The 23,493-nt window shown below is 72.5% G+C and carries 19 protein-coding genes; 18 read left to right on the forward strand and 1 reads right to left on the reverse strand.

All coding sequences use genetic code 11. The features are described 5' to 3' along the window. Window positions 1–31 precede the first annotated feature (31 nt). The 13 genes from ACIQCH_RS11060 to ACIQCH_RS11120 all read left to right on the forward strand — a co-directional run bounded on the left by ACIQCH_RS11060 (window position 32) and on the right by ACIQCH_RS11120 (window position 14,234). Window positions 32–1,738 (forward strand): UDP-N-acetylmuramoyl-L-alanyl-D-glutamate--2,6-diaminopimelate ligase, encoded by a 1,707-nt coding sequence (locus ACIQCH_RS11060; protein WP_402580285.1) that lies wholly within the window; start codon window positions 32–34, stop codon window positions 1,736–1,738. Further along, complete coding sequence (gene murF / locus ACIQCH_RS11065) at window positions 1,735–3,159, forward strand: UDP-N-acetylmuramoyl-tripeptide--D-alanyl-D-alanine ligase (protein WP_402580287.1); 1,425 nt, start codon at window positions 1,735–1,737, stop codon at window positions 3,157–3,159. The genes ACIQCH_RS11060 and murF overlap by 4 nt, the downstream gene beginning before the upstream one ends. After that, on the forward strand, window positions 3,156–4,226 hold the full coding sequence (mraY, locus tag ACIQCH_RS11070; protein ID WP_402580289.1) for a phospho-N-acetylmuramoyl-pentapeptide-transferase: 1,071 nt from the start codon (window positions 3,156–3,158) through the stop codon (window positions 4,224–4,226). Before murF ends, mraY begins: the two co-directional genes overlap by 4 nt. After that, window positions 4,208–5,635 carry a UDP-N-acetylmuramoyl-L-alanine--D-glutamate ligase gene (murD, locus tag ACIQCH_RS11075; RefSeq protein WP_402580291.1) on the forward strand — a complete coding sequence of 476 codons (1,428 nt, stop codon included), beginning with the start codon at window positions 4,208–4,210 and terminating at the stop codon, window positions 5,633–5,635. The genes mraY and murD overlap by 19 nt, the downstream gene beginning before the upstream one ends. A gap of 59 nt (window positions 5,636–5,694) precedes the next feature. Continuing rightward, window positions 5,695–7,071: a putative lipid II flippase FtsW gene (gene ftsW / locus ACIQCH_RS11080; RefSeq protein ID WP_402580293.1), complete on the forward strand. Its 1,377-nt coding sequence runs from the start codon at window positions 5,695–5,697 to the stop codon at window positions 7,069–7,071. A gap of 6 nt (window positions 7,072–7,077) precedes the next feature. Continuing rightward, the gene (gene murG, locus ACIQCH_RS11085; RefSeq protein WP_030203556.1) at window positions 7,078–8,172 is read left to right on the forward strand and encodes an undecaprenyldiphospho-muramoylpentapeptide beta-N-acetylglucosaminyltransferase; all 1,095 of its coding nucleotides are present in this window, start codon (window positions 7,078–7,080) and stop codon (window positions 8,170–8,172) included. Between the two features lie 18 nt (window positions 8,173–8,190). Further along, window positions 8,191–8,925: a cell division protein FtsQ/DivIB gene (locus ACIQCH_RS11090; protein ID WP_402580296.1), complete on the forward strand. Its 735-nt coding sequence runs from the start codon at window positions 8,191–8,193 to the stop codon at window positions 8,923–8,925. A 278-nt stretch (window positions 8,926–9,203) separates the two neighbouring features. Next, window positions 9,204–10,415, forward strand: a complete 1,212-nt coding sequence (ftsZ, locus tag ACIQCH_RS11095; protein WP_402580298.1) for a cell division protein FtsZ — start codon at window positions 9,204–9,206, stop codon at window positions 10,413–10,415. Next, on the forward strand, window positions 10,412–11,146 hold the full coding sequence (gene pgeF, locus ACIQCH_RS11100; RefSeq protein WP_402580300.1) for a peptidoglycan editing factor PgeF: 735 nt from the start codon (window positions 10,412–10,414) through the stop codon (window positions 11,144–11,146). The genes ftsZ and pgeF overlap by 4 nt, the downstream gene beginning before the upstream one ends. After that, entirely contained in the window at window positions 11,143–11,865 is a 723-nt protein-coding gene (locus ACIQCH_RS11105; RefSeq protein WP_402580302.1) for a YggS family pyridoxal phosphate-dependent enzyme, read from the forward strand. Before pgeF ends, ACIQCH_RS11105 begins: the two co-directional genes overlap by 4 nt. A gap of 139 nt (window positions 11,866–12,004) precedes the next feature. Beyond that, complete coding sequence (locus tag ACIQCH_RS11110; RefSeq protein WP_402580304.1) at window positions 12,005–12,613, forward strand: cell division protein SepF; 609 nt, start codon at window positions 12,005–12,007, stop codon at window positions 12,611–12,613. Window positions 12,614–12,697: 84 nt separating this feature from the next. Further along, entirely contained in the window at window positions 12,698–12,994 is a 297-nt protein-coding gene (locus ACIQCH_RS11115) for a YggT family protein (protein ID WP_402580306.1), read from the forward strand. A gap of 49 nt (window positions 12,995–13,043) precedes the next feature. Further along, a complete protein-coding gene (locus ACIQCH_RS11120; RefSeq protein ID WP_402580308.1) occupies window positions 13,044–14,234 on the forward strand; it encodes a DivIVA domain-containing protein in 1,191 nt (396 codons plus the stop codon). A gap of 553 nt (window positions 14,235–14,787) precedes the next feature. On the opposite strand, the gene ileS is transcribed toward ACIQCH_RS11120, so the two are convergent. Then, entirely contained in the window at window positions 14,788–17,934 is a 3,147-nt protein-coding gene (ileS, locus tag ACIQCH_RS11125) for an isoleucine--tRNA ligase (RefSeq protein WP_402580310.1), read from the reverse strand. A gap of 552 nt (window positions 17,935–18,486) precedes the next feature. Between ileS and ACIQCH_RS11130 the strand changes: the two genes are divergently transcribed. From ACIQCH_RS11130 to ACIQCH_RS11150, 5 genes are all read left to right on the forward strand, one after another. Continuing rightward, entirely contained in the window at window positions 18,487–19,590 is a 1,104-nt protein-coding gene (locus ACIQCH_RS11130) for a TraR/DksA family transcriptional regulator (protein ID WP_402580312.1), read from the forward strand. 134 nt (window positions 19,591–19,724) lie between these two features. Continuing rightward, a complete protein-coding gene (gene lspA / locus ACIQCH_RS11135) occupies window positions 19,725–20,282 on the forward strand; it encodes a signal peptidase II (RefSeq protein ID WP_402580314.1) in 558 nt (185 codons plus the stop codon). A gap of 52 nt (window positions 20,283–20,334) precedes the next feature. Then, a complete protein-coding gene (locus ACIQCH_RS11140) occupies window positions 20,335–21,276 on the forward strand; it encodes an RluA family pseudouridine synthase (RefSeq protein WP_402580316.1) in 942 nt (313 codons plus the stop codon). Beyond that, the gene (locus tag ACIQCH_RS11145) at window positions 21,273–21,734 is read left to right on the forward strand and encodes a GNAT family N-acetyltransferase (RefSeq protein WP_402580317.1); all 462 of its coding nucleotides are present in this window, start codon (window positions 21,273–21,275) and stop codon (window positions 21,732–21,734) included. Before ACIQCH_RS11140 ends, ACIQCH_RS11145 begins: the two co-directional genes overlap by 4 nt. Window positions 21,735–21,878: 144 nt before the next feature. Continuing rightward, window positions 21,879–23,468 (forward strand): Na+/H+ antiporter, encoded by a 1,590-nt coding sequence (locus tag ACIQCH_RS11150; protein ID WP_402580318.1) that lies wholly within the window; start codon window positions 21,879–21,881, stop codon window positions 23,466–23,468. Window positions 23,469–23,493: the final 25 nt, after the last annotated feature.

Here is a 23,493-nt window from a genome sequence, read left to right on the forward strand (position 1 = left end):
AGAAGCGGACCAGAAGCGCGAGGCACCACCAGTGACGACCATCACCCCGGACCCGGGGAACCACGGCGCCCCAGGCACCTCGATTCCCGGCGGGCCCGCAGCGCCCGGTACGCTCACCGCCGTGCCCCACGCTGATCAGCCCAGAACCGCCCAGAAAGCCGCCCCGGCAGCGCCGCCGGGACCGCCCCGGCCCGCACACGCCCGCCCGACACCCCTGGGCGCGCTCGCGGAGCTGCTGGGTCTCGGAGCCCCCGGCGCCCCGGCCGACGCCGTGCAGATCACCGGCATCACGCACGACTCCCGTGCCGTGCGCCCCGGTGACGTGTACGCCGCCCTCCCGGGCGCGAACGTGCACGGTGCCGACTTCGCCGCGCAGGCCGCCGCGCTGGGCGCCGCCGCGGTCCTGACCGACCCGGCGGGCGCCGACCGCGCCGCCGCCACCGGACTGCCGGTCCTCGCCGTCGAGGACCCGCGCGGCCGGATGGGCGAGCTCGCCGCCGAGATCTACGGCCGCCCCGGCACCGGGCTCCTGCAGATCGGCATCACCGGTACGTCCGGCAAGACCACCACGGCGTACCTCGTCGAGGGCGGCCTGCGCGGCGCCGGCCGCCGCACCGGGCTCATCGGCACCGTCGAGATGCGCATCGGCGACGAGCGCGTGAAGTCCGAGCGCACCACGCCGGAAGCCACCGACCTCCAGGCCCTGTTCGCCGCCATGCGCGAGCGCGGGGTCGAGGCGGTCGCGATGGAGGTCTCCAGCCACGCCCTCGTGCTCGGCCGGGTCGACGGCTGCGTCTTCGACGTCGCCGTCTTCAACAACCTGAGCCCGGAGCACATGGAGTTCCACTCCGACATGGAGGACTACTTCCAGGCCAAGGCGCAGCTGTTCACCGAGCGGCGCGCCAAGCTCGGCGTGGTCAACGTCGACGACGAGTACGGCCGCCGGCTCGCGAAGGAGTCGGCGATCCCGGTTGTCACGTTCTCCGTGGCGGGCGACCCGGGCGCCGACTGGCGTGCCGAGGACGTCCGTTCCGGCCCGGTCGACTCCGCCCTCACGATCGTGGGCCCGGGCGGCGTGCGGGTCAGCGCCACCGCGCCGCTGCCCGGCCCGTTCAACGTGGCCAACACCCTGGCCGCCGTGGTCACCCTGGCCGCCGCCGGCATCGACCCGCAGACCGCCGCCGACGGCGTGGCCGCCGTACCCGGCGTCCCGGGCCGGCTGGAGCGGGTCGACGCGGGGCAGCCGTACCTCGCCGTGGTCGACTACGCGCACAAGACGGACGCCGTCGAGTCGGTCCTGCGCGCCCTGCGCGAGGTCACCGAGGGCAAGCTCCACGTGGTCATCGGCTGCGGCGGCGACCGCGACAGGACGAAGCGCGCCCCGATGGGCGCCGCCGCCGCGCGCCTGGCCGACACGGCCGTACTGACCTCCGACAACCCGCGCTCCGAGGACCCGCTCGCGATCCTCGCCGCGATGTTCGAGGGCGCCGTCTCCGTCCCCGCCGCCGAGCGCGGCGAGGTCCTCGTCGACGCCGACCGGGCCTCCGCCATCGCCGCGGCCGTGGCCCGCGCACGGGCGGGCGACACCGTGCTCGTCGCCGGCAAGGGCCACGAGCAGGGCCAGGACACCGCCGGCGTGGTCCGCCCCTTCGACGACCGCCAGGTGCTGCGGGCCGCGATCGAGCGGGCCCGCACCCAGTCCGACGAGCAGTCCCGACAGGCCGAGGTGAAACAGTGATCGCCCTCTCCCTCGCCGAGATCGCCGACCTCACCGGCGGGCGTACGCACGACATACCGGATCCGTCGGTCACGGTGACCGGTCCCGTCGTCATCGATTCCCGCGAGGTCGAAGCCGGCGGTCTGTTCGCCGCGTTCGCGGGTGAACACGTCGACGGCCACGACTACGCCGAGCGCGCGATCGCCGCCGGGGCCGCCGCCGTACTGGCCGCCCGGCCCGTCGGCGTTCCCGCCGTCGTCGTCCCCGACGTCGAGGTCGCCCTCGGTGCCCTCGCCCGTGCCGTGGTCGCCCGGCTGGGCACCGACGTGGTCGCCCTCACCGGCTCGGCCGGCAAGACCTCCACCAAGGACCTCATCGCCCAGGTCCTGCAGCACCACGCGCCGACCGTGTGGACCCCCGGCTCGCTCAACAACGAGATCGGACTGCCCCTCACCGCGCTCAAGGCCACTGCGGAAACCCGCCACCTGGTCCTGGAGATGGGTGCCCGCGGCATCGGCCACATCAAGTACCTCACCGGCCTGACCCCGCCCCGGATCGGCCTCGTCCTGAACGTGGGCACCGCCCACATCGGCGAGTTCGGCGGCCGCGAGCAGATCGCCCAGGCCAAGGGCGAACTGGTCGAGGCCCTGCCGACCGCCGCCGACGGCGGCGTCGCCGTGCTCAACGCCGACGACGGGCTCGTCCGCGCCATGAGCTCCCGGACGCAGGCCCGTACCGTCTTCTTCGGGGAGGCCGACGACGCCGACGTACGCGCCAGCGAAGTCCGGCTGACGCCCGACGGACGGCCCTCCTTCACGCTCCACACACCCACCGGGTGCAGCGACGTGACCTTGCGGCTGTACGGTGAGCACCACGTGTCGAACGCGCTCGCCGCGGCCGCCGTCGCCCACGTGCTGGGCATGTCCGTCGACGAGATCGCCACCGCGCTCTCCGGTGCGGGCACGCTCTCCCGTTGGCGGATGGAGGTCACCGAGCGCGCCGACGGCGTGACGGTCGTCAACGACGCCTACAACGCGAACCCCGAGTCCATGCGGGCCGCGCTGCGCGCGCTGGCCGCGATGGGCGGCGCCGCCAGGGCGAAGGGGGGTCGTACGTGGGCGGTGCTCGGTCGAATGGCCGAGCTCGGTGACGAGTCGCTCGCCGAGCACGACGCGGTCGGACGGCTCGCCGTCCGGCTCAACGTGGGCAAGCTCGTCGCAGTCGGGGGCAGGGAAGCGTCCTGGCTTCAACTGGGCGCATATAACGAGGGTTCGTGGGGTGAGGAGTCGGTGCTCGTGTCCGACGCGCAGGCGGCGGTCGACCTGTTGCGCAGTGAACTGCGCCCGGGAGACGTCGTGCTGGTGAAGGCTTCCAGGTCGGTCGGTCTGGAGCGGGTGGCGCTGGCGCTGCTCCAGGGCGAGGGCGAGGTCGCCGGCCGATGAGGCAGATCCTGTTCGCCGGTGTCATCGGCATGTTCCTCACCATCATCGGCACCCCGCTGCTCATCAAGCTGCTGGCCCGCAAGGGCTACGGCCAGTTCATCCGGGACGACGGCCCGCGCGGCCACGCCGGCAAGAAGGGCACGCCCACCATGGGCGGCATCTCCTTCATCCTGGCCACGCTCGCCGCGTACGGCCTGACGAAGGTGATCACGGGCAGCCAGCCGACCTTCTCCGGTCTGCTGGTGCTCTTCCTGATGGCCGGCATGGGCCTGGTCGGCTTCCTCGACGACTACATCAAGATCGTCAAGCAGCGCTCGCTGGGTCTGCGGGCCAAGGCCAAGATGGCCGGCCAGCTGATCGTCGGCATCGCCTTCGCGGTGCTCGCCCTGCAGTTCAAGGACGCCCGCGGGCTGGCCCCGGCCTCCACCAAGCTGTCCTGGGTCTCCGACTTCGGCTGGGCCGTCGGACCGGTGCTGTTCGTGGTCTGGGCGCTGTTCATGATCCTGGCCATGTCCAACGGCGTGAACCTGACCGACGGCCTCGACGGCCTGGCCACCGGTGCGTCCGTGATGGTCTTCGGCGCTTACACGTTCATCGGCGTCTGGCAGTACCAGGAGTCCTGCGCGAACGCGGAGACCCTGACCAACCCGGCCGCCTGCTTTGAGGTGCGCGACCCGTTGGACCTCGCGATCGTCGCCTCCGCCCTCATGGGTGCCTGCTTCGGCTTCCTGTGGTGGAACACCTCGCCCGCCAAGATCTTCATGGGCGACACCGGCTCGCTGGCCCTCGGCGGCGCGCTGGCCGGCCTGGCCATCTGCTCGCGCACCGAGCTGCTGCTCGCGCTGCTGGGCGGCCTGTTCGTCCTCATCACCCTGTCGGTGGTCATCCAGGTCGGCTCGTTCCGCCTCACCGGCAAGCGCGTCTTCCGGATGGCACCGCTCCAGCACCACTTCGAACTCAAGGGCTGGTCGGAAGTCCTCGTCGTGGTCCGCTTCTGGATCATCCAGGGCATGTGCGTCATCGTGGGCCTGGGCCTCTTCTACGCGGGATGGGCAGCCGACAAGTGACCTCCTGGCAGGGCATGAACATCACCGTGGCCGGCCTCGGCGTGAGCGGCATCAGTGCCGCCCGCGCCCTGGCCGGCCTCGGCGCACGCGTCACCGTGGTCGACGGCGGCGACAGCGAGGCGCACCGCACCCGCGCCTCCGAGCTCGGGTCCACCGGCATCGCGGTACGCCTCGGGGACGCCGACAGCCTCCCCGAAGGCACCGACCTCGTGGTCACCTCGCCCGGCTGGAAGCCCTCCAGCCCGCTGTTCGAGGCCGCCGCGGCGGCCGGGGTCGAGGTCATCGGCGACGTCGAGGTCGCCTGGCGGCTGCGTGGCCCGGACGCGGCCCCGTGGCTGGCGATCACCGGCACCAACGGCAAGACCACCACCACCCAGATGCTGGCCTCGATCCTGCGCGCCGCCGGCCTGCGCACCGCCGCGGTCGGCAACATCGGCACCCCGATCATCGACGTGGTGCAGGGGCAGGAGCGGTACGACGTCCTGGCCGTCGAGCTCTCCAGCTACCAGCTGCACTGGGCGCCCAGCGTGCGCGCCCACTCCGCGGCGGTGCTCAACCTCGCGCCCGACCACCTCGACTGGCACGGCTCCATGGAGGCGTACGCCGCCGACAAGGGCCGCATCTACGAGGGCAACACGGTCGCCTGCGTCTACAACGTCGCCGACAAGGCCACCGAGCACCTCGTCGAGGAGGCGGACGTCGTCGACGGCTGCCGCGCCATCGGCTTCACCCTCGGCGCCCCCGGCCCCTCGATGCTCGGCGTCGTGGACGGGATCCTCGTCGACCGCGCCTTCGTCGAGAACCGGCAGAAGCACGCCCAGGAGCTCGCCGAGGTCGCGGACGTCAACCCGCCGGCCCCGCACAACGTCGCCAACGCCCTGGCCGCCGCCGCGCTCGCCCGCGCCTTCGGAGTCGAGCCGCGCGCCGTCCGCGACGGGCTGCGCGACTTCCGCCCCGACGCGCACCGGATCGCGCACGTGGCGGAGGTCGCCGGGGTCACGTACATCGACGACTCCAAGGCCACCAACACCCACGCCGCCGAGGCCTCCCTGGCGGCCTACGAGTCCATCGTGTGGATCGCCGGCGGTCTCGCCAAGGGCGCGACCTTCGACGAGCTCGTGGCGGGCTCCGCCGGGCGGCTGCGCGGCGCGGTGCTCATCGGCGCCGACCGGGAGCTGATCCGGGGAGCCCTCGCGCGACACGCGCCCGAGGTCCCGGTGGTCGACCTCGACCGGACCGACACTGGGGCGATGCTTGCCGCGGTCCGGGAAGCGGCCCGGCTCGCGGAGCCCGGCGACACGGTCCTGCTGGCCCCGGCCTGCGCGTCGATGGACATGTTCGCGAACTACGGCACCCGCGGCGACGCGTTCGCCGACGCCGTGCGCGAACTGGCCGCCGAAACCGCGTAGGGGCCCGGGCGACAGGTCTGTCCGGCCGGCTGCTCGTACGAGTGGAGGGGAACAGACACATGCAGCGCGTGGCGGTGGGCGCCGGGCGGCGCCCCTCGGCGCCCAAGGCGCCCAGGACCCTCGGCCGCAGGCGTCCGGTGCGCTCCGGGCCACCCCGGAAGCCGTCCGGGCGCGGTCCCCTCGAGCGGGTCCGCACCACCTACCGGCAGCTGCGGCGCACCTGGGACCGGCCGCTCACGGCCTATTACCTGATCTTCGGCAGCGCGCTGCTCATCACCGTCCTCGGGCTGGTGATGGTCTACTCGGCGTCGATGATCACGGCGTTGCAGAAGGGCCTGCCGGCCTCGTACTTCTTCCAGAAACAGCTCTTCGCCGCCCTGCTCGGCACCGGACTGCTGCTGGCGGCCTCCCGGATGCCGGTGAAGCTGCACCGGGCGCTCTCCTACCCGGTGCTGGCCGCGACCGTGTTCCTCATGGTGCTGGTCCAGATCCCCGGGATAGGGGTCTCGGTCGGCGGCAACCAGAACTGGATCTCGCTGGGCGGCCCGTTCATGCTCCAGCCCAGCGAGTTCGGCAAGCTGGCGCTGATCCTGTGGGGCGCCGACCTGCTGGCCCGCAAGGGCGACAAGGACCTGCTGACCCAGTGGAAGCACCTCCTGGTGCCGCTGATCCCGGTGGCGTTCCTGCTCCTCGGGCTGATCATGCTCGGCGGGGACATGGGCACCGCGATGATCCTCACGGCCATCCTGTTCGGCCTGCTGTGGCTGGCGGGAGCGCCGACCCGGCTCTTCGTGGGCGTGCTCGGGCTGGCCGGCCTGATCGTGGCGGTCCTCATCAAGACGAGCCCGCACCGGATGGACCGGCTCGCCTGCCTCGGTGCGACCGATCCGGGCAAGGGCGACCTGTGCTGGCAGGCCGTGCACGGACTCTACGCCCTGGCCTCCGGTGGATGGTTCGGTTCCGGTCTCGGCGCCAGTGTGGAAAAATGGGGACAACTGCCCGAAGCCCACACCGACTTCATCTTCGCCATCACCGGGGAGGAACTGGGACTGGCGGGGACGCTGTCGGTGCTGGCCCTGTTCGCGGCTCTAGGCTATGCGGGTATCCGCGTGGCCGGACGCACGGAGGACTCCTTCGTGAGGTACGCCGCGGGAGGGGTGACCACCTGGGTCACGGCCCAGGCCGTGATCAACGTAGGTGCGGTGCTCGGTCTGCTGCCGATCGCCGGTGTCCCGCTCCCGCTGTTCTCCTACGGAGGGTCGGCCCTGCTGCCGACCATGTTCGCCGTCGGGTTGCTCATCGCGTTCGCGCGTGAGGAGCCGGCGGCGCGCGCGGCGCTCGCCATGCGGCAGCCGAGGTTCGGCTGGAAGCGGGCCGGGCTTGGATGGAAGTCGATGAGACGGCGCGTCAAGAAGCGTCCGTCCGGAGAGCGGTGAATTTCGGTGCATGTCGTACTTGCCGGTGGGGGGACCGCCGGCCACATCGAGCCGGCGCTCGCCCTCGCGGACGCCCTGCGCAGGCAGGACCCCACCGTGGGCATCACTGCCCTCGGCACGGAACGCGGCCTGGAGACCCGGCTCGTGCCGGAGCGCGGCTACGAGCTCGGGCTCATCCCCGCCGTGCCGCTGCCCCGCAAGCCCACCCCCGAGCTGATCACCGTCCCCGGGCGGCTGCGCGGCACCATCAAGGCCGCGGAGGAGATCCTCACGCGGACCAAGGCCGACTGCGTCGTCGGCTTCGGCGGCTACGTGGCGCTGCCCGGCTACCTGGCGGCCAAGCGCCTCGGCGTGCCGATCGTGGTCCACGAGGCCAACGCCCGGCCCGGCCTGGCCAACAAGATCGGCTCGCGCTACGCGGCCGCCGTCGCGGTCTCCACGCCCGACAGCAAGCTGCGGGGCGCGCGCTACGTGGGCATCCCGCTGCGCCGCACCATCGCCACCCTCGACCGGGCCGCGGTCCGCGCCGAGGCCCGCGCCGCCTTCGGTCTCGACCCCAACCTGCCGACCCTGCTGGTCTCCGGCGGTTCGCAGGGCGCCCGGCGCCTCAACGAGGTCGTCCAGCAGGTCGCCCCGACGCTCCAGCGCTCCGGCGTCCAGATCCTGCACGCGGTCGGCCCGAAGAACGAACTGCCGCGCGTGGACAACATGCCCGGGATGCCGCCCTACGTCCCGGTACCGTACGTGGACCGGATGGACCTCGCGTACGCCGCGGCCGACATGATGCTGTGCCGCGCGGGCGCGATGACCGTCGCCGAACTCTCCGCCGTCGGGCTCCCCGCCGCGTACGTCCCGCTGCCGATCGGCAACGGCGAGCAGCGGCTCAACGCCCAGCCGGTGGTCAAGGCCGGCGGCGGCCTCCTCGTCGACGACGCGGAACTGAGCCCCGAGTGGGTCCAGGGCCAGGTCCTGCCGGTACTGGCCGACCCGCACCGGCTCTACGAGATGTCCCGCGCGGCCGCCGAGTTCGGCCGCCGGGACGCCGACGAGCTGCTGGTCGCCATGGTGTACGAGGCGATCGCCGCGCACCGGAACCGCTGACGCAGGAGGCGAGCACGAGTGGCCGGACCCAAGACCGCGAGACGTCCCTGGTTCCGGCGCACGCCCGTGCTCCTCGGGATCGCCGCCGCCCTGCTGCTCGCGGGCGGCGGCTCCTGGGTCCTGTACGGCTCCTCCTGGCTGCGCGTCGAGAAGGTGAGCGTCTCCGGCACCGCTGTGCTCACCCCCGACCAGGTGCGCGCCGCGGCCGCCGTGCCGCTGGGCGCCCCGCTGGCGTCCGTCGACACCGACGAGATCGGGACGCGGCTGCGCGGCCAACTGCCCCGTGTCGACTCGGTCGACGTGGTCCGTGCCTGGCCGCACGGGATCGGGCTGAAAGTGACCGAGCGCAAACCGGTCCTGCTGCTCGAAAAGGGTGCCGACTTCGTGGAAGTGGACGCTTCGGGCGTCCGCTTCGCCACCGTCCGCAAGGCCCCACGGGGCGTCCCCGTCCTCGAACTGGCGGCCGCGGGCTCGCCCAGCCTGCGCCGCTTCGACGAGGAGCGGCTCCTGCTGGAGGCGGTGGGCGTGGCCGGCGACCTGCCGCGGGCCGTGGCCGCGGACACCCGGGTCGTCCGCGTGCGCTCGTACGACTCCGTCGTACTGGAGTTGGCGGGCGGGCGTACGGTCGTGTGGGGGAGCTCGGAACGGGGGGCCCTGAAGGGCCGTGCGCTGACCGCGCTCATGAAGGCCGCCCCGGGGGCCGGTCACTTCGACGTGAGCGCTCCCAGCGCCCCTGCGGTGTCCCGGAGTTGACGCGAGGTCGAACAGGGAAGCACCCTGGTTGGCCAGGGATATGGGTGATCACATAGGGTGAAAAGAAAAACGGGAGGTTCGGCGTGTTCGTTGAACGCGCGCCACTTGTCGACTTAGTGTCCTGTCCGGAAGAGTCCAAGGAACAGACACACTCCTAACCCTAAACTTAAGGGTGAGGGTTCGGGTCGGCGCGTACGGACCGTCCCATTTCGGCATCAGTCGTCGCAGCGCAGGCCCGCGGTGTGACGACACGTAACTCGAGGCGAGAGGCCTTCGACGTGGCAGCACCGCAGAACTACCTCGCAGTCATCAAGGTCATCGGTGTCGGCGGCGGTGGTGTCAATGCCATCAACCGAATGATCGAGGTCGGTCTCAAGGGCGTCGAGTTCATCGCCATCAACACCGACGCGCAGGCGCTGTTGATGAGCGACGCCGACGTCAAGCTCGACGTCGGCCGCGAACTCACCCGGGGTCTGGGCGCCGGCGCCAACCCCGAGGTCGGCCGCAAGGCCGCCGAGGACCACCGCGAGGAGATCGAGGAGGTCCTCAAGGGGGCCGACATGGTCTTCGTCACCGCGGGCGAGGGTGGCGGCACCGGCACCGGCGGCGCCCCGGTCGTCGCCAACATCGCGCGCTCGCTGGGCGCCCTGACGATCGGCGTGGTCACCCGCCCGTTCACCTTCGAGGGCCGCCGCCGCGCGAACCAGGCGGAGGACGGCATCGCCGCCCTGCGCGAAGAGGTCGACACCCTCATCGTCATCCCGAACGACCGGCTGCTGTCCATCTCGGACCGCCAGGTTTCGGTCCTGGACGCCTTCAAGTCGGCCGACCAGGTCCTGCTCTCCGGTGTCCAGGGCATCACCGACCTCATCACCACCCCCGGCCTGATCAACCTCGACTTCGCCGACGTCAAGTCCGTGATGTCCGAGGCCGGCTCGGCCCTCATGGGCATCGGCTCGGCCCGCGGCGACGACCGCGCGGTGGCCGCCGCCGAGATGGCGATCTCCTCGCCGCTGCTGGAGGCCTCCATCGACGGCGCCCGGGGCGTGCTGCTGTCCATCTCCGGCGGCTCCGACCTCGGCCTCTTCGAGATCAACGAGGCCGCCCAGCTGGTCAGCGAGGCCGCCCACCCCGAGGCGAACATCATCTTCGGCGCCGTCATCGACGACGCCCTCGGCGACGAGGTCCGGGTCACCGTCATCGCGGCCGGCTTCGACGGGGGCCAGCCCCCGGCCCGCCGGGACAACGTGATCGGCGCCGCCTCCACCAAGCGCGAGGAGCCCCCGGCCCCGGTTCGCGCGCCCGAGCCGCCCCGCCCCGCCTTCGGCGGACTGGGCACAGTCACCCCGCGCGAGGAGCCCCCGGCCCCGGTCGAGCCCGCCCCCGAGGTTCCGGTGGTCCCCACGGTCGCCGCGCCCCAGGTGCCCACGGCCCGTCCGTACCAGGACAGCCCCGCCGAAGAGCTGGACGTACCGGACTTCTTGAAGTGATAAGCGAGCAGCACCACGCGAGCGGCGCCCACTTCGCCTTCACCGACCGGTGGGGCGGGGTGAGCGCCGTTCCGTACGAAGAGCTCAACCTGGGCGGCGCGGTCGGGGACGACCCCGCCGCGGTGCGCGAGAACCGCGCCCGGGCCGCCCGGTCCCTGGGCCTCGCCCCGGAGGGCGTGGTCTGGATGAACCAGGTGCACGGCCGCGACGTGGCCGTGGTCGACGGACCCTGGGCCGACGGCCCGGTCCCGGCCGTGGACGCCGTGGTCACCACCCGCCCCGGCCTGGCACTGGCGGTCCTGACCGCCGACTGCACCCCCGTCCTGCTGGCCGACCCCGTCGCCGGGGTCGCGGCCGCCGCGCACGCCGGCCGGCCCGGCCTGGTCGCCGGGGTGGTGCCCGCCGTGGTCGAGGCGATGGCCGCGCTCGGTGCGGACCCGGTCCGCATCACCGCCCGGACCGGCCCCGCGGTCTGCGGGCGCTGCTACGAGGTGCCCGCCGACATGCGCGAGGCCGTCGCCGCCGTCGTACCGCAGGCGTACGCCGAGACGAGTTGGGGCACTCCGGCCGTGGACGTGGTCGCCGGCGTGCACGCGCAGCTCGTCGCGCTGGGCGTGCGCGACCTCGCGCGCTCCACCGTCTGCACCCTCGAATCGCCCGACCACTACTCGTACCGCCGCGACCGCACCACCGGGCGGCTCGCCGGATATGTCTGGCTGGAGTCGCGATGACCGACCGCAAGGCCGAACTGGCCGCGAACCTGGCGCGGGTGGAGGAACGCATTGCTTCCGCTTGTGCCGCAGTCGGTCGCAAGCGGGAGGAAGTGACCCTCATCGTGGTCACCAAGACCTACCCGGCGAGCGACGTGCGGCTGCTGGCGGAGCTGGGCGTCCGGCACGTGGCGGAGAACAAGGACCAGGAGGCGGCGCCGAAGGCCGCCGACTGCGCGGATCTGCCGCTCGTCTGGCACTTCGTCGGCCAGCTGCAGACGAACAAAGCCCGTTCCGTGGCCGGTTATGCGCATCTGGTGCAGTCGGTCGACCGCCCCCGACTCGTCACCGCGCTCTCGGCGGCGGCGGAGACGGCCGGGCGCGAGCTCGGCTGCCTCGTCCAGGTCGCGCTCGACGCGGAGGCCGGCGAGGAGCGGGGGGCGCGCGGCGGCGCCGCCCCCGACCGCGTCGAGGAGTTGGCCGGTCTGCTGGCCGCCGCCCCCGGACTCCGGTTCGACGGCCTGATGACGGTCGCCCCGCTCGCCGGTCCGTACGCGGGCCGCGAACAGGAGGCGTTCGCGCGGTTGGTGGAATTGTCATCCCGCCTGCGCGCCGTCCATCCGGCTGCCACGATGGTCTCGGCCGGTATGAGCGGGGACCTCGAGCAGGCCGTGGCGGCAGGGGCGACACACGTACGCGTCGGCACTGCGGTACTCGGAAGCCGACCCCGGCTCGGGTAACGTCGCGAAGAAAGTCGGACCACAGCAGAAAATATGGTCATTCCCGCAGATCGGGGACGGGCCACGTGGATCGCGGGCAGTCGAACGCAGTGCCCATCGGTGACGAGGGCGATCCACCACAGAGCGGAGGACTCAGAGAATGGCCGGCGCGATGCGCAAGATGGCGGTCTACCTCGGCCTCGTGGAGGACGATGGGTACGACGGCCCCGGGTTCGATCCCGACGACGAATTCGAGCCCGAGCCCGAACCGGAGCGGGACCGCCGGCGGCACCAGCCTCCGCACCAGGCCCCGGCCCCGGACGAACCGGTACGGGTCGCCCAGCCGCCGGCCCCCCGCGAGCCGGCCCCGCTGCCGGTGGAAAGCGGGCGTCCGGCGCGAATCGCCCCCGTGGCATCCATCACACCCGAACGCCCGAGCCTGGAGAAGAACGCACCGGTGATCATGCCCAAGGTCGTGTCCGAGCGGGAGCCCTACCGCATCACGACGCTCCACCCCCGGACCTACAACGAGGCCCGTACCATCGGGGAACACTTCCGCGAGGGCACCCCCGTGATCATGAACCTCACGGAGATGGACGACACTGATGCGAAGCGTCTCGTCGACTTCGCGGCCGGACTCGTGTTCGGTCTGCACGGCAGCATTGAACGCGTGACACAGAAGGTGTTCCTGCTCTCGCCTGCTAACGTCGATGTCACGGCGGAGGACAAGGCCCGCATCGCCGAGGGCGGGTTCTTCAACCAAAGCTAGACCGATTGAGTTGCACGCGACACCGGGACCGACCGCCCGGCCGCTCGGCCGGACAGCGAGAGCAAGGGGAGAGGGAAGCGCGAGATGGGCGTGGCCATGCAGGTGATCTACATCGCGCTGATGTGCTTCCTCGTCGTGCTCATCTTCCGGCTGGTCATGGACTACGTCTTCCAGTTCGCCCGCTCGTGGGAACCGGGCAAGGCGATGGTGGTCGTTCTGGAGGCCACCTACACTGTCACCGATCCACCGCTCAAGCTCCTGCGGCGGTTCATTCCGCCGCTGCGTCTCGGGGGCGTGGCACTCGACCTGTCCTTCTTCGTGCTGATGATCATCGTTTACATCCTGATCAGCATCGTGAGCAACGTTGCGAGAGGCCTGTGAACGAACCGGTCTTGCCGACTGCCGACGACTACGTAGAGGTGAAGAAGAGATGCCGCTGACCCCCGAGGACGTGCGGAACAAGCAGTTCACGACCGTCCGCCTCCGAGAAGGCTATGACGAGGACGAGGTCGATGCCTTCCTCGACGAGGTCGAAGCAGAGCTGACCCGTCTGCTCCGCGAGAACGAGGACCTGCGCGCCAAGCTGGCCGCCGCCACGCGTGCCGCCGCGCAGAACCAGCAGCAGCAGCGCAAGCCCGAGCCCCAGGACCAGCGCGGCCCCGGCGGCCCCGTGCCCGCCGCCATATCCGGCCCGCCGGTGCAGCAGGGCCCGCCGCAGATGGGTCCGCCGCAGCTCCCGGGTGGCGCTCCCCAGCTTCCGGGCGGCGCCCCGCAGCTTCCGGCCGGCCCCGGTGGTCCCGGTCCGATGCAGCAGGGTCCCGGTCCGATGCAGCAGGGCCCCGGCCCCATGCAGCAGGGCCCCGGTCCGATGCAGCAGGGCCCCATGGGCGGCCCGATGCAGCCCCACACCATGGGCGGCCAGAACCCGATGGGCCAGCAGATGGGCCAGCCCATGGGCCAGCCGCCGATGGGCCAGCCGCCCATGGGTCAGCCCCCGATGGGCCACCAGCCCCCGCAGCTGCCGCAGCCCGGCCAGGGCCCCGGTGGCGACAGCGCCGCCCGCGTGCTCTCGCTGGCGCAGCAGACCGCTGACCAGGCGATCGCGGAGGCCCGTTCCGAGGCCAACAAGATCGTCGGCGAGGCGCGCTCGCGCGCCGAGGGCCTGGAGCGGGACGCCCGCGCCAAGGCCGACGCGCTGGAGCGGGACGCGCAGGAGAAGCACCGCGTCGCGATGGGCTCCCTGGAGTCCGCCCGCGCCACGCTGGAGCGCAAGGTCGAGGACCTGCGCGGCTTCGAGCGCGAGTACCGTACGCGCCTGAAGTCGTACCTGGAGTCGCAGCTGCGCCAGCTGGAGTCGCAGTCGGACGACTCCCTCGCGCCGCCGCGCACCCCGGCGACCGCGTCCCTGCCGGCCACCACGACCCCGTCGATGGCCCCGGCCGGTGCCATGGGCATGGGCGGTGGCCCGTCGCCGATGGGCGCGCCGTCCTACGGTGGCCAGCAGCAGATGACCCCGGCGATGACGCAGCCGATGGCTCCGGTGCGGCCGGCCGCGCCCCAGCCGATGCAGCAGGCGCCGTCTCCCATGCGGGGCTTCCTGATCGACGAGGACGACAACTGAGGTAGCCGCCGACTGACGTCGGCGTCGGCAGTCTCTACGGGCCGGGCCCGGACCCCTTGAAGGGGATCCGGGCCCGGCCCGTTTTCGTGGTTCGGCGGGGGTGGGGGCGGGGTTGGCTCGCGTTCGGGGGCCGTCCCGTGGTGTGTGGGTCCCCTCGCCTCTTGACCCGTCATGGCCTGCAGGCCCTGCGGCAGTCCCACCCCTGGGGCTTCGGGGCCTTCGGCCCTGGCCTGCGGCCACCCCAGGCCCGGGCCTGCCTCCGGACCAGCCTGCCATGGCGCCTCAAGAGGCTGCCCCACACACCACGGGGCGGCCCGACGGGGCTTCGTTCGGGGGCGCTGCCACCCTGGGCGGAGCCGCAAGGGCGGAAGTCTGCATATCCAGCCTCGCCGGCGTTTGAGGCGCGGGGTCTGGGGCGGAGCCCCAGGAGGCCGGCGCGGAGCGGCGGGTGGGGTCCGGGGGCGGAGCCCTCGGTTTCGGGAAGGGGCGGGGTGGGGGAAAGCGAAAGCGGCGCCCCCCGCAGGGAAGGGCGCCGCTTCGGTCGGCCGGGGCCTTACGCCTTGCGCAGGCGGAAGACCAGGCCGAGGGACTCGTCGGCGAACGGGTCGCCGTAGGACGCGTCGGCCTCGCCGGCGGCGAAGTCCGTGGCGAGGACCTCGTCGGCGATCAGCGCCGCGTGGTCCGTCAGGGCCGTCGTGACCTCGGCGTCGGAGGAGGACCACCGCAGGGCGATGCGGTCCGCCACGTCGAGGCCGGAGTTCTTGCGGGCCTCCTGGATCAGCCGGATCGCGTCCCGGGCCAGGCCCGCCAGCCGCAGCTCCGGGGTGATCTCCAGGTCGAGGGCCACCGTCGCGCCGGAGTCCGAGGCCACGGACCAGCCCTCGCGCGGGGTCTCCGTGATGATGACCTCCTCGGGGGAGAGGTCCACCGGCTCGCCGTTGACCTCCACCGTCGCCGTGCCCGACCGCAGGGCCAGGGACAGCGCGGCCGCGTCGGCGGCGGCGACGGCCTTGGCGACGTCCTGCACGCCCTTGCCGAAGCGCTTGCCGAGTGCGCGGAAGTTCGCCTTGGCGGTGGTGTCCACCAGCGAGCCGCCGACCTCGGACAGGGAGGCCAGGGAGGAGACGTTCAGCTCCTCCGTGATCTGCGCCTGGAGCTCCGCCGACAGGGCGTCGAAGCCCGTGGCGCCGATCAGGGCGCGGGAGAGCGGCTGGCGGGTCTTCACGCCCGACTCGGCGCGCGTGGCGCGGCCCAGCTCGACGAGGCGGCGTACCAGCACCATCTGCTGGGACAGGGCCGGGTCCACCAGGGACGCGTCCCGCTCCGGCCAGGTCGACAGGTGCACGGACTCGGGGGCCTCCGGGGTCACCGGGACGACCATGTCCTGCCAGACCCGCTCGGTGATGAACGGCGTCAGCGGGGCCAGCAGGCGCGTGACGGTCTCCACGACCTCGTGCAGGGTCCGCAGCGCGGCCTTGTCGCCCTGCCAGAACCGGCGGCGCGAGCGGCGCACGTACCAGTTCGACAGGTCGTCGACGAACGCGGACAGCAGCTTGCCCGCGCGCTGGGTGTCGTACGCCTCCATCGCCTCGGTGACGTCACCGACCAGCGCGTTCAGCTCGGACAGCAGCCAGCGGTCGAGGACCGTGCGGTCGGCCGGCGCCGGGTCGGCGGCGGACGGCGCCCACTGCGAGGTGCGGGCGTACAGGGCCTGGAAGGCGACCGTGTTCCAGTACGTGAGGAGCGTCTTGCGGACGACCTCCTGGATGGTGCCGTGGCCGACGCGGCGGGCCGCCCACGGGGAGCCGCCGGCCGCCATGAACCAGCGCACGGCGTCGGCGCCGTGCTGGTCCATGAGCGGGATCGGCTGCAGGATGTTGCCCAGGTGCTTGGACATCTTGCGGCCGTCCTCGGCGAGGATGTGGCCCAGGCAGACCACGTTCTCGTACGAGGACTTGTCGAAGACCAGCGTGCCGACCGCCATCAGGGTGTAGAACCACCCGCGGGTCTGGTCGATCGCCTCCGAGATGAACTGCGCCGGGTAGCGCTTCTCGAAGAGCTCCTTGTTCTTGTACGGGTAGCCGTACTGTGCGAACGGCATCGAGCCCGAGTCGTACCAGGCGTCGATGACCTCGGGCACGCGGACGGCGGTGTGGTCGCAGCCCTCCGCGGTGCAGGTGAAGGTCACGTCGTCGATGAACGGGCGGTGCGGGTCCAGGCCGGAGTGGTCGGTGCCGGACAGCTCCGAGAGCTCCGCGCGCGAGCCGACGCAGGTGAGGTGGCCCTCCTCGCAGCGCCAGATCGGCAGCGGGGTGCCCCAGTAGCGGTTGCGGGAGAGCGCCCAGTCGATGTTGTTGTTCAGCCAGTCGCCGAAGCGGCCCTGCTTGACCGACTCGGGGAACCAGTTCGTCTTCTCGTTCTCCCGCAGCATCGCGTCCTTGACGGCGGTGGTGCGGATGTACCAGGACGGCTGCGCGTAGTAGAGCAGCGCGGTGTGGCAGCGCCAGCAGTGCGGGTAGCTGTGCTCGTACGCGATGTGCCTGAAGAGCAGGCCGCGGGCGTCGAGGTCGGCGGTGAGCTGCTCGTCGGCCTTCTTGAAGAAGACGCCGCCGACCAGCGGGACGTCCTCGGCGAAGGTGCCGTCGGGGCGGACCGGGTTCACGACCGGCAGGCCGTACGCGCGGCAGACCGCGAGGTCGTCGGCGCCGAAGGCCGGGGCCTGGTGGACCAGACCCGTGCCGTCCTCGGTGGTGACGTACTCGGCGTTCACGACGAAGTGGGCCGGGGCCTCGAAGGGGACCAGCTCGAACGGGCGCCGGTAGGTCCAGCGCTCCATGTCCTTGCCGGTGAAGGTCTCGCCGGTGGCCTCCCAGCCCTCGCCGAGCGCCTTCTCCAGCAGCGGCTGGGCGACGACCAGCTTCTCGGTGCCGTTCGTGGCGACGACGTAGGTGACGTCGGGGTGGGCGGCGACCGCGGTGTTGGACACCAAGGTCCACGGGGTCGTCGTCCACACCAGCAGCGCCGCCTCGCCCGCGAGCGGGCCGGAGGTCAGCGGGAAGCGCACGAAGACGGACGGGTCGACGACCGTCTCGTAGCCCTGGGCCAGCTCGTGGTCGGACAGGCCGGTGCCGCAGCGCGGGCACCAGGGGGCGACGCGGTGGTCCTGGACCAGCAGGCCCTTGTTGAAGATCTCCTTGAGCGACCACCACACGGACTCGACGTACTCGGGGTCCATGGTCCGGTAGGCGTCGTCGAGGTCGACCCAGTAGCCCATGCGGGTGGTGAGCTCGGCGAAGGCGTCGGTGTGGCGGGTCACCGACTCGCGGCACTTGGCGTTGAACTCGGCGATGCCGTAGGCCTCGATGTCCTGCTTGCCGTTGAAGCCGAGCTCCTTCTCGACGGCGAGCTCGACCGGCAGGCCGTGGCAGTCCCAGCCGGCCTTGCGGGCCACGTGGTAGCCGCGCATGGTGCGGAAGCGGGGGAAGACGTCCTTGAAGACGCGGGCCTCGATGTGGTGCGCGCCGGGCATGCCGTTCGCGGTCGGCGGGCCCTCGTAGAAGACCCACTCGGGGCGGCCCTCGGACTGGGCGAGGGTCTTGGCGAACGTCTTGTTGTCCTGCCAGAACTCCAGGACGGCGTGCTCGAGGGCGGGCAGGTCGACCTGGGCGGGTACCGGGCGGTACTGCGGCGGTGTGCTCATGAGGCTGGCTCTTCCTCCAACGGCTTGTCACTTCCGTCGGAGGGACGAGAGGCCGCCGATCCGGCGCGGCTCCCGCGGTACCACCCTCCTTGGCCGCCGGGCGCACTGCCGGTGGCCCCCTCATTAGGGGCGCGAGCCGGTTCTACTGACCCGGGCCCGGGGGCCAAGGCGTTCTTCCGGCGGCTCCGGGGTGATCCTTCACGTCGCGCTCGCCCCCGGGCTCGCACCGTCCCCGGGTCGCTCCTGGCTGCGTACGACGCTACTCGTCCCCATCCATGCCTTTCGCTGGGCCCAGTGTACGGGCCGGGGGGCGGCTCGGCAGACCGGTTTCGCGGGGGGTCCGGGGGCGGCGCCGGCATGACCCGGATGGGCCTACGCGCCGGTAGGGGGGCCGCGGGGCTGCGAAGGGCGGATTACCGGGGGCTGAGCGGGGCACAACGGATGCAGGTTGGCCTCGGAGGACGCGTGCCCCGTTGCCGTGGCGGTTTGGGGCGATTTATCGTCCCAGCACGATGCGCGCGCAAGATCACAATATGTGAAGGGGCCGCGGCCATGGTGGCGAAGAAGACGGCGTCCGCCGGCGAGAAGTCGGCGGCCACGGCTGCCGGGGCGGCGGCCGGGAAGGCCGTGCCCAAGACAGCGGACGGGGCGAAGAAGACCGCGGTGGGCGGCGGGGCCGCCGCGAAGGGCGCGGCGAGGAACGCGACCGGGAGCACGGCGAGGACCGCGGGCGCGACGAAGACCACCGCGACGAAGACCACCGCTACGAAGGCCACCGCTACGAAGAGCACGGCGAAGACCGCGACGAAGACCACCTCGAAGACCACCGCCACCAAGACCGCGACCACCAGGACCACCGCCACCACCAGGACCACCGCCACCAAGGCCACCGGGAAGGCCGCGGCCGCGGGGGCCACCACAGCGAAGAGGGCCGCCACGAAGACCACCACCGCGAAGACCACCACCGCGAAGACGGCGGTCGGGAAGGCGGCCGCGAAGCCGGCCACCAGGAAGGCGGCCGCCGACAAGGCCGCCCCCGCGACGGCGCCCACCACGAAGGCCGCCGCGAAGAAGGCGAAGCACGCCCCGGCCGGACGCGCCGGGGCCCAGGGGGCGGCCCAGGCCGCGGAAGAGACGGGAGCCGGGACAGTGGTTGCCAAGAAGACCAGCGGCAGCGGCAAGGGCAGGACCTCGACGGCCAGGGCGAGCGCCGCCGCGGCCACCAGCGGGCTCCCCAAGACCCGCGCGGTGGCGGCGCCCGGTCAGCTGGCCGTCCGCCCCGGCGAGGAGCCGTGGACCCCGGCCGAGGTCGCCGAGGCCCGCACGCTGCTGACGGACGAGGCCGACCGGCTGCGGGCCGAACTGCACCACTCGGAGGAGGCCATCACCGGCATGATGCGCGACTCCGGTGACGGGGCCGGCGACGACCAGGCCGACACGGGTGCGAAGAACATCACGCGCGAGCACGAGCTCTCCCTCGCCGCGAACGCCCGCGAGATGCTGGGGCAGACCGAGCACGCCCTCGAACGGCTCGACGACGGCACCTACGGCATCTGCGAGAACTGCGGCAACGCCATCGGCAAGGCCCGCATGCAGGCCTTCCCCCGGGCCACCCTGTGCGTGGAGTGCAAGCAGAAGCAGGAGCGCCGCCACTAGGGGAACCGCCCCCTCCGGTCGCGCCGGCGGCGCCCCGCGGCCACGGCCGCGCCGCCGGTGTGACGTACCCTCGTGTTCTGGTCGGGCGGCTCGTGGCAGGGCGCCCCCGTGGCACCTACATTCGAGGGATTCACGTGGCAGAGGCGGAGGGCGTCATCGGTACGCCAGATGTTGGTCGGGCCGAGCCGGAGGCCGCGCAGCCCAAGGGGCGGCGCCGGATCCTCGCGCTGGTCGTGGTCGCCGTGCTCGTGTACCTGCTCGACCTCGGCAGCAAGATGCTCGTGGTCGCCAAGCTGGAGCACCACGCGCCGATCGAGATCATCGGCGACCTGCTGAAGTTCGAGGCGGTGCGCAACCCGGGAGCCGCCTTCGGTTTCGGCGAGGCCTTCACGATCATCTTCACGCTCATCGCCGCGACCGTCATCGTCGTCATCGCCCGGATCTCCCGCAAGCTCTACAGCCTGCCCTGGGCGATCGCGCTGGGCGGCCTGCTCGGCGGCGCGCTGGGCAACCTCACCGACCGGATCTTCCGCTCGCCGGGCGTGTTCCGCGGCGCGGTGGTGGACTTCATCGCCCCCACCCACTTCGCGGTCTTCAACCTGGCCGACTCCGCGATCGTGTGCGGCGGCATCCTCATCGTGCTGCTGTCCTTCAGGGGCATCGACCCGGACGGCACCGTCCACAAGGACTGACCCCGGCGCCCGCGCTGTCGGGTGTGTCGGCCGCGTCCGGCATACTCGACGGGTGAGCACGATTCCCGAGATCCGTACCCTGCCCGTCCCCGATGGCCTCGAAGGCGAGCGCGTCGACGCCGCGATCGCCCGCATGTTCGGCTTCTCCCGGACCAAGGCGGCCGAGCTGGCCGCCGCCGGCAAGGTGGCGGTCGACGGCAACGTCGTCGGGAAGTCCGAGCGCGTCAGCGGCGGCGCCTGGCTCGAGGTCGAGATGCCCGCCCCGCCGCGCCCCGTCGAGATCGTCGCCGAGCCCGTCGAGGGCATGGAGATCGTCCACGACGACGACGACATCGTCGTGATCATGAAGCCGGTCGGCGTGGCCGCGCACCCCAGCCCCGGCTGGACCGGCACCACCGTCATCGGCGGCCTGGCCGCGGCCGGCTACCGGATCTCCACCTCCGGTGCCGCCGAGCGCCAGGGCATCGTGCACCGCCTCGACGTCGGCACCTCCGGCCTGATGGTCGTCGCCAAGTCCGAGCGGGCGTACACCTCCCTCAAGAACCAGTTCCGCGAGCGCGTCGTGGACAAGCGCTACCACACGCTGGTCCAGGGCCACCCGGACCCGATGAGCGGCACCATCGACGCGCCCATCGGCCGTCACCCCAGCGCCGACTACAAGTGGGCCGTGACCTCCGACGGCAAGGCCTCGGTCACCCACTACGACCTCATCGAGGCCTTCCGCGCCGCCTCGCTGCTCGACATCAAGCTCGAGACGGGCCGCACGCACCAGATCCGCGTGCACATGTCCGCCCACCGGCACCCGTGCGTCGGCGACCTCACCTACGGCGCCGACCCGACCATCGCCAAGCGGCTGAAGCTCACCCGCCAGTGGCTGCACGCCGTGCGCCTCGGCTTCGAGCACCCGGCCGACGGCCAGTGGGTGGAGTTCGCCAGCACCTACCCGGCCGACCTGCAGCACGCGCTGGACGTGATCCGCGCGGAGAGCGAGTGACCGCCCCCGTCACGGCGCCGCCCTTCCAGGTGCGGGTCGCCGTCTCGGAAGAGGACCGGGCCGCCTGCTTCGCGGTGCGCGCCGAGGTGTTCATCGCCGAGCAGGGCGTACCCGAGGAGCTCGAGTACGACGCCCTCGACGCGGACGCGGTGCACCTGCTTGCCGTCGGTCCGCAGGGCCCGCTGGGTACCGCCCGGCTGCTGACCGGCCTCGCCGACCCCGGCACGGGTACGCTCGGCCGGCTCGCGGTCGTCGGTCGGGCGCGCGGGACCGGCGCCGGGGTGGCGCTGGTCCGCGCGGTCGAGGCCGAGGCCGCCCGGCTGGGTCTCGACGCGATCGAGCTGCACGCGCAGACCCGGGCCCTCGGCTTCTACGAGCGGCTGGGGTACGCGGTGTTCGGGCCGGAGTTCGACGAGGTCGGCATCCCGCACCGGTCGATGCGGCGCCCGCTGCGCTAGGCCCGCCTTTCGGACCGTGCCGCGCTCGCGGCGGCGGCCGGCGGCGCCGACCAGCGGGCGCTCCGCCGGGCGTCGGGTCCGGCGCCCGTTGCGGGGGCGGTTCAAATGAGCCGGTTTGCCCGGAACGGCTGCGAGGCTGGGGGAGTGGACCAGCTCGCGCTCCTCTTCGTCCTGCTCCTCGGGGCGATCGTGACCGTGCCGCTCGGCGACCGGCTGGGCCTGCCGGCCCCGGTGCTGATGACCCTCGGCGGGGTCGCGCTCGCCCTCGTGCCGTTCGTGCCGAACGTCGAGGTCCAGCCCGACTACATCCTCCCCCTCGTGCTGCCGCCCCTGCTGTACGCCTCCGTGCAGCGCACCTCCTGGCGGCAGTTCGCCGCCAACGTCCGGCCCATCCTGCTGCTCGCCGTGGCCCTGGTCTTCGTCACCACCGCCGCCGTGGGGGCCGTGGCCCACAGTGTGGTGCCCGGGCTGCCGCTGGCCGCCGCCGTCGCGCTCGGCGCGCTGGTCGCCCCGCCGGACCCGGTGGCCGCCACCGCGGTCGCGGGCTCGCTGGGACTGCCGCGCCGGCTGGTGTCGATCCTCGAGGGCGAGGGGCTGTTCAACGACGTCACCGCCATCGTGCTCTACCACGTGGCGGTGGCCGCCGCGGTCAGCGGCGAATTCTCCTGGGCCGAGGCGGGCCTGGCGTTCGTGGTGTCGGCCGTCGTCGCCGTGGCCGTGGGGCTGGCCCTCGGCTGGCTCGCGCACCGGCTGATGAGCCGGCTCGGCGACGCCACCCTGCAGATCGGGCTCACGCTGCTGGTGCCGTTCGTGTCGTACGTGGTGGCGGAGGAGCTGAAGGGCTCGGGCGTACTGGCCGTCCTGAGCACCGCGCTCTTCCTGGCCGAGTACGCCACGGACGCCGACGACGTGCTCGGCCGGCTGGCCGGCCACACCTTCTGGGAGATCGTGGACACGCTCGTCACCGGCGTGGCCTTCGGCCTCATCGGACTGGAGCTGCACCAGGTGTTCGGGGTGGCGGCCGGTCGCGCGGCGGACATGGCCGGCTGGGCCGCCGCCGTGGTCGCGGTCGTGATCGGCGTACGGCTGCTGTGGCTGCTGCCGGCCGCCTGGGCGGCCAAGAAGCTGCACAACCGGCTGCGCGACTACGACGAGGAGATCCCGGTCAACTGGCGCGAGAGCGTCATCATGTGGTGGGCAGGCATGCGCGGGGTGGCCTCCGTCGCGCTGGCCCTGGCCATCCCGCTGCGGACCGACGACGGGGCGCCCTTCCCGATGCGGGACGAGATCATCTTCATCGCGTTCGCGGTCATCATGACCACCCTCGTCGTCCAAGGGCTCACGCTGCCCGCGCTGGTGCGGAAGCTGGGCGTGCAGGCCGACAGCGACGCGGCGCGGGAGTACGAGCGGACCCTCGCCGTCCGGGCCGCCAGGGCCGCCCGGCGCCGGCTCAAGGAGATCGAGGAGGTCGAGGAGCTCCCCGAGGAACTGCTGGAGCAGCTCCAGCGGCGCGCGTACGACGTGGGCGCGCGCATCAGCCCCGACATGGTCGACGAGGAGCGGCGGGAGGCCTACGCGCGGCGGGTCGAGCGGCTCCGGTCGGTGCAGCGCATCCAGCGGGAGATGATGTCCGCCGCCCGGCACGAGGTGCTGGCGGCGCGCAGCGAGCTGGGGGCGGATCCGGAGATCGTCGACCGGGTGCTGCGGCACCTGGACGTCAGGAGCCTGCGGTAGCCGGCGCATCCTGCGCGGGGCTCGT

Origin of the sequence: Streptomyces sp. NPDC093225 (assembly GCF_044753805.1) — a bacterium.
Classification (GTDB): domain Bacteria; phylum Actinomycetota; class Actinomycetes; order Streptomycetales; family Streptomycetaceae; genus Streptomyces.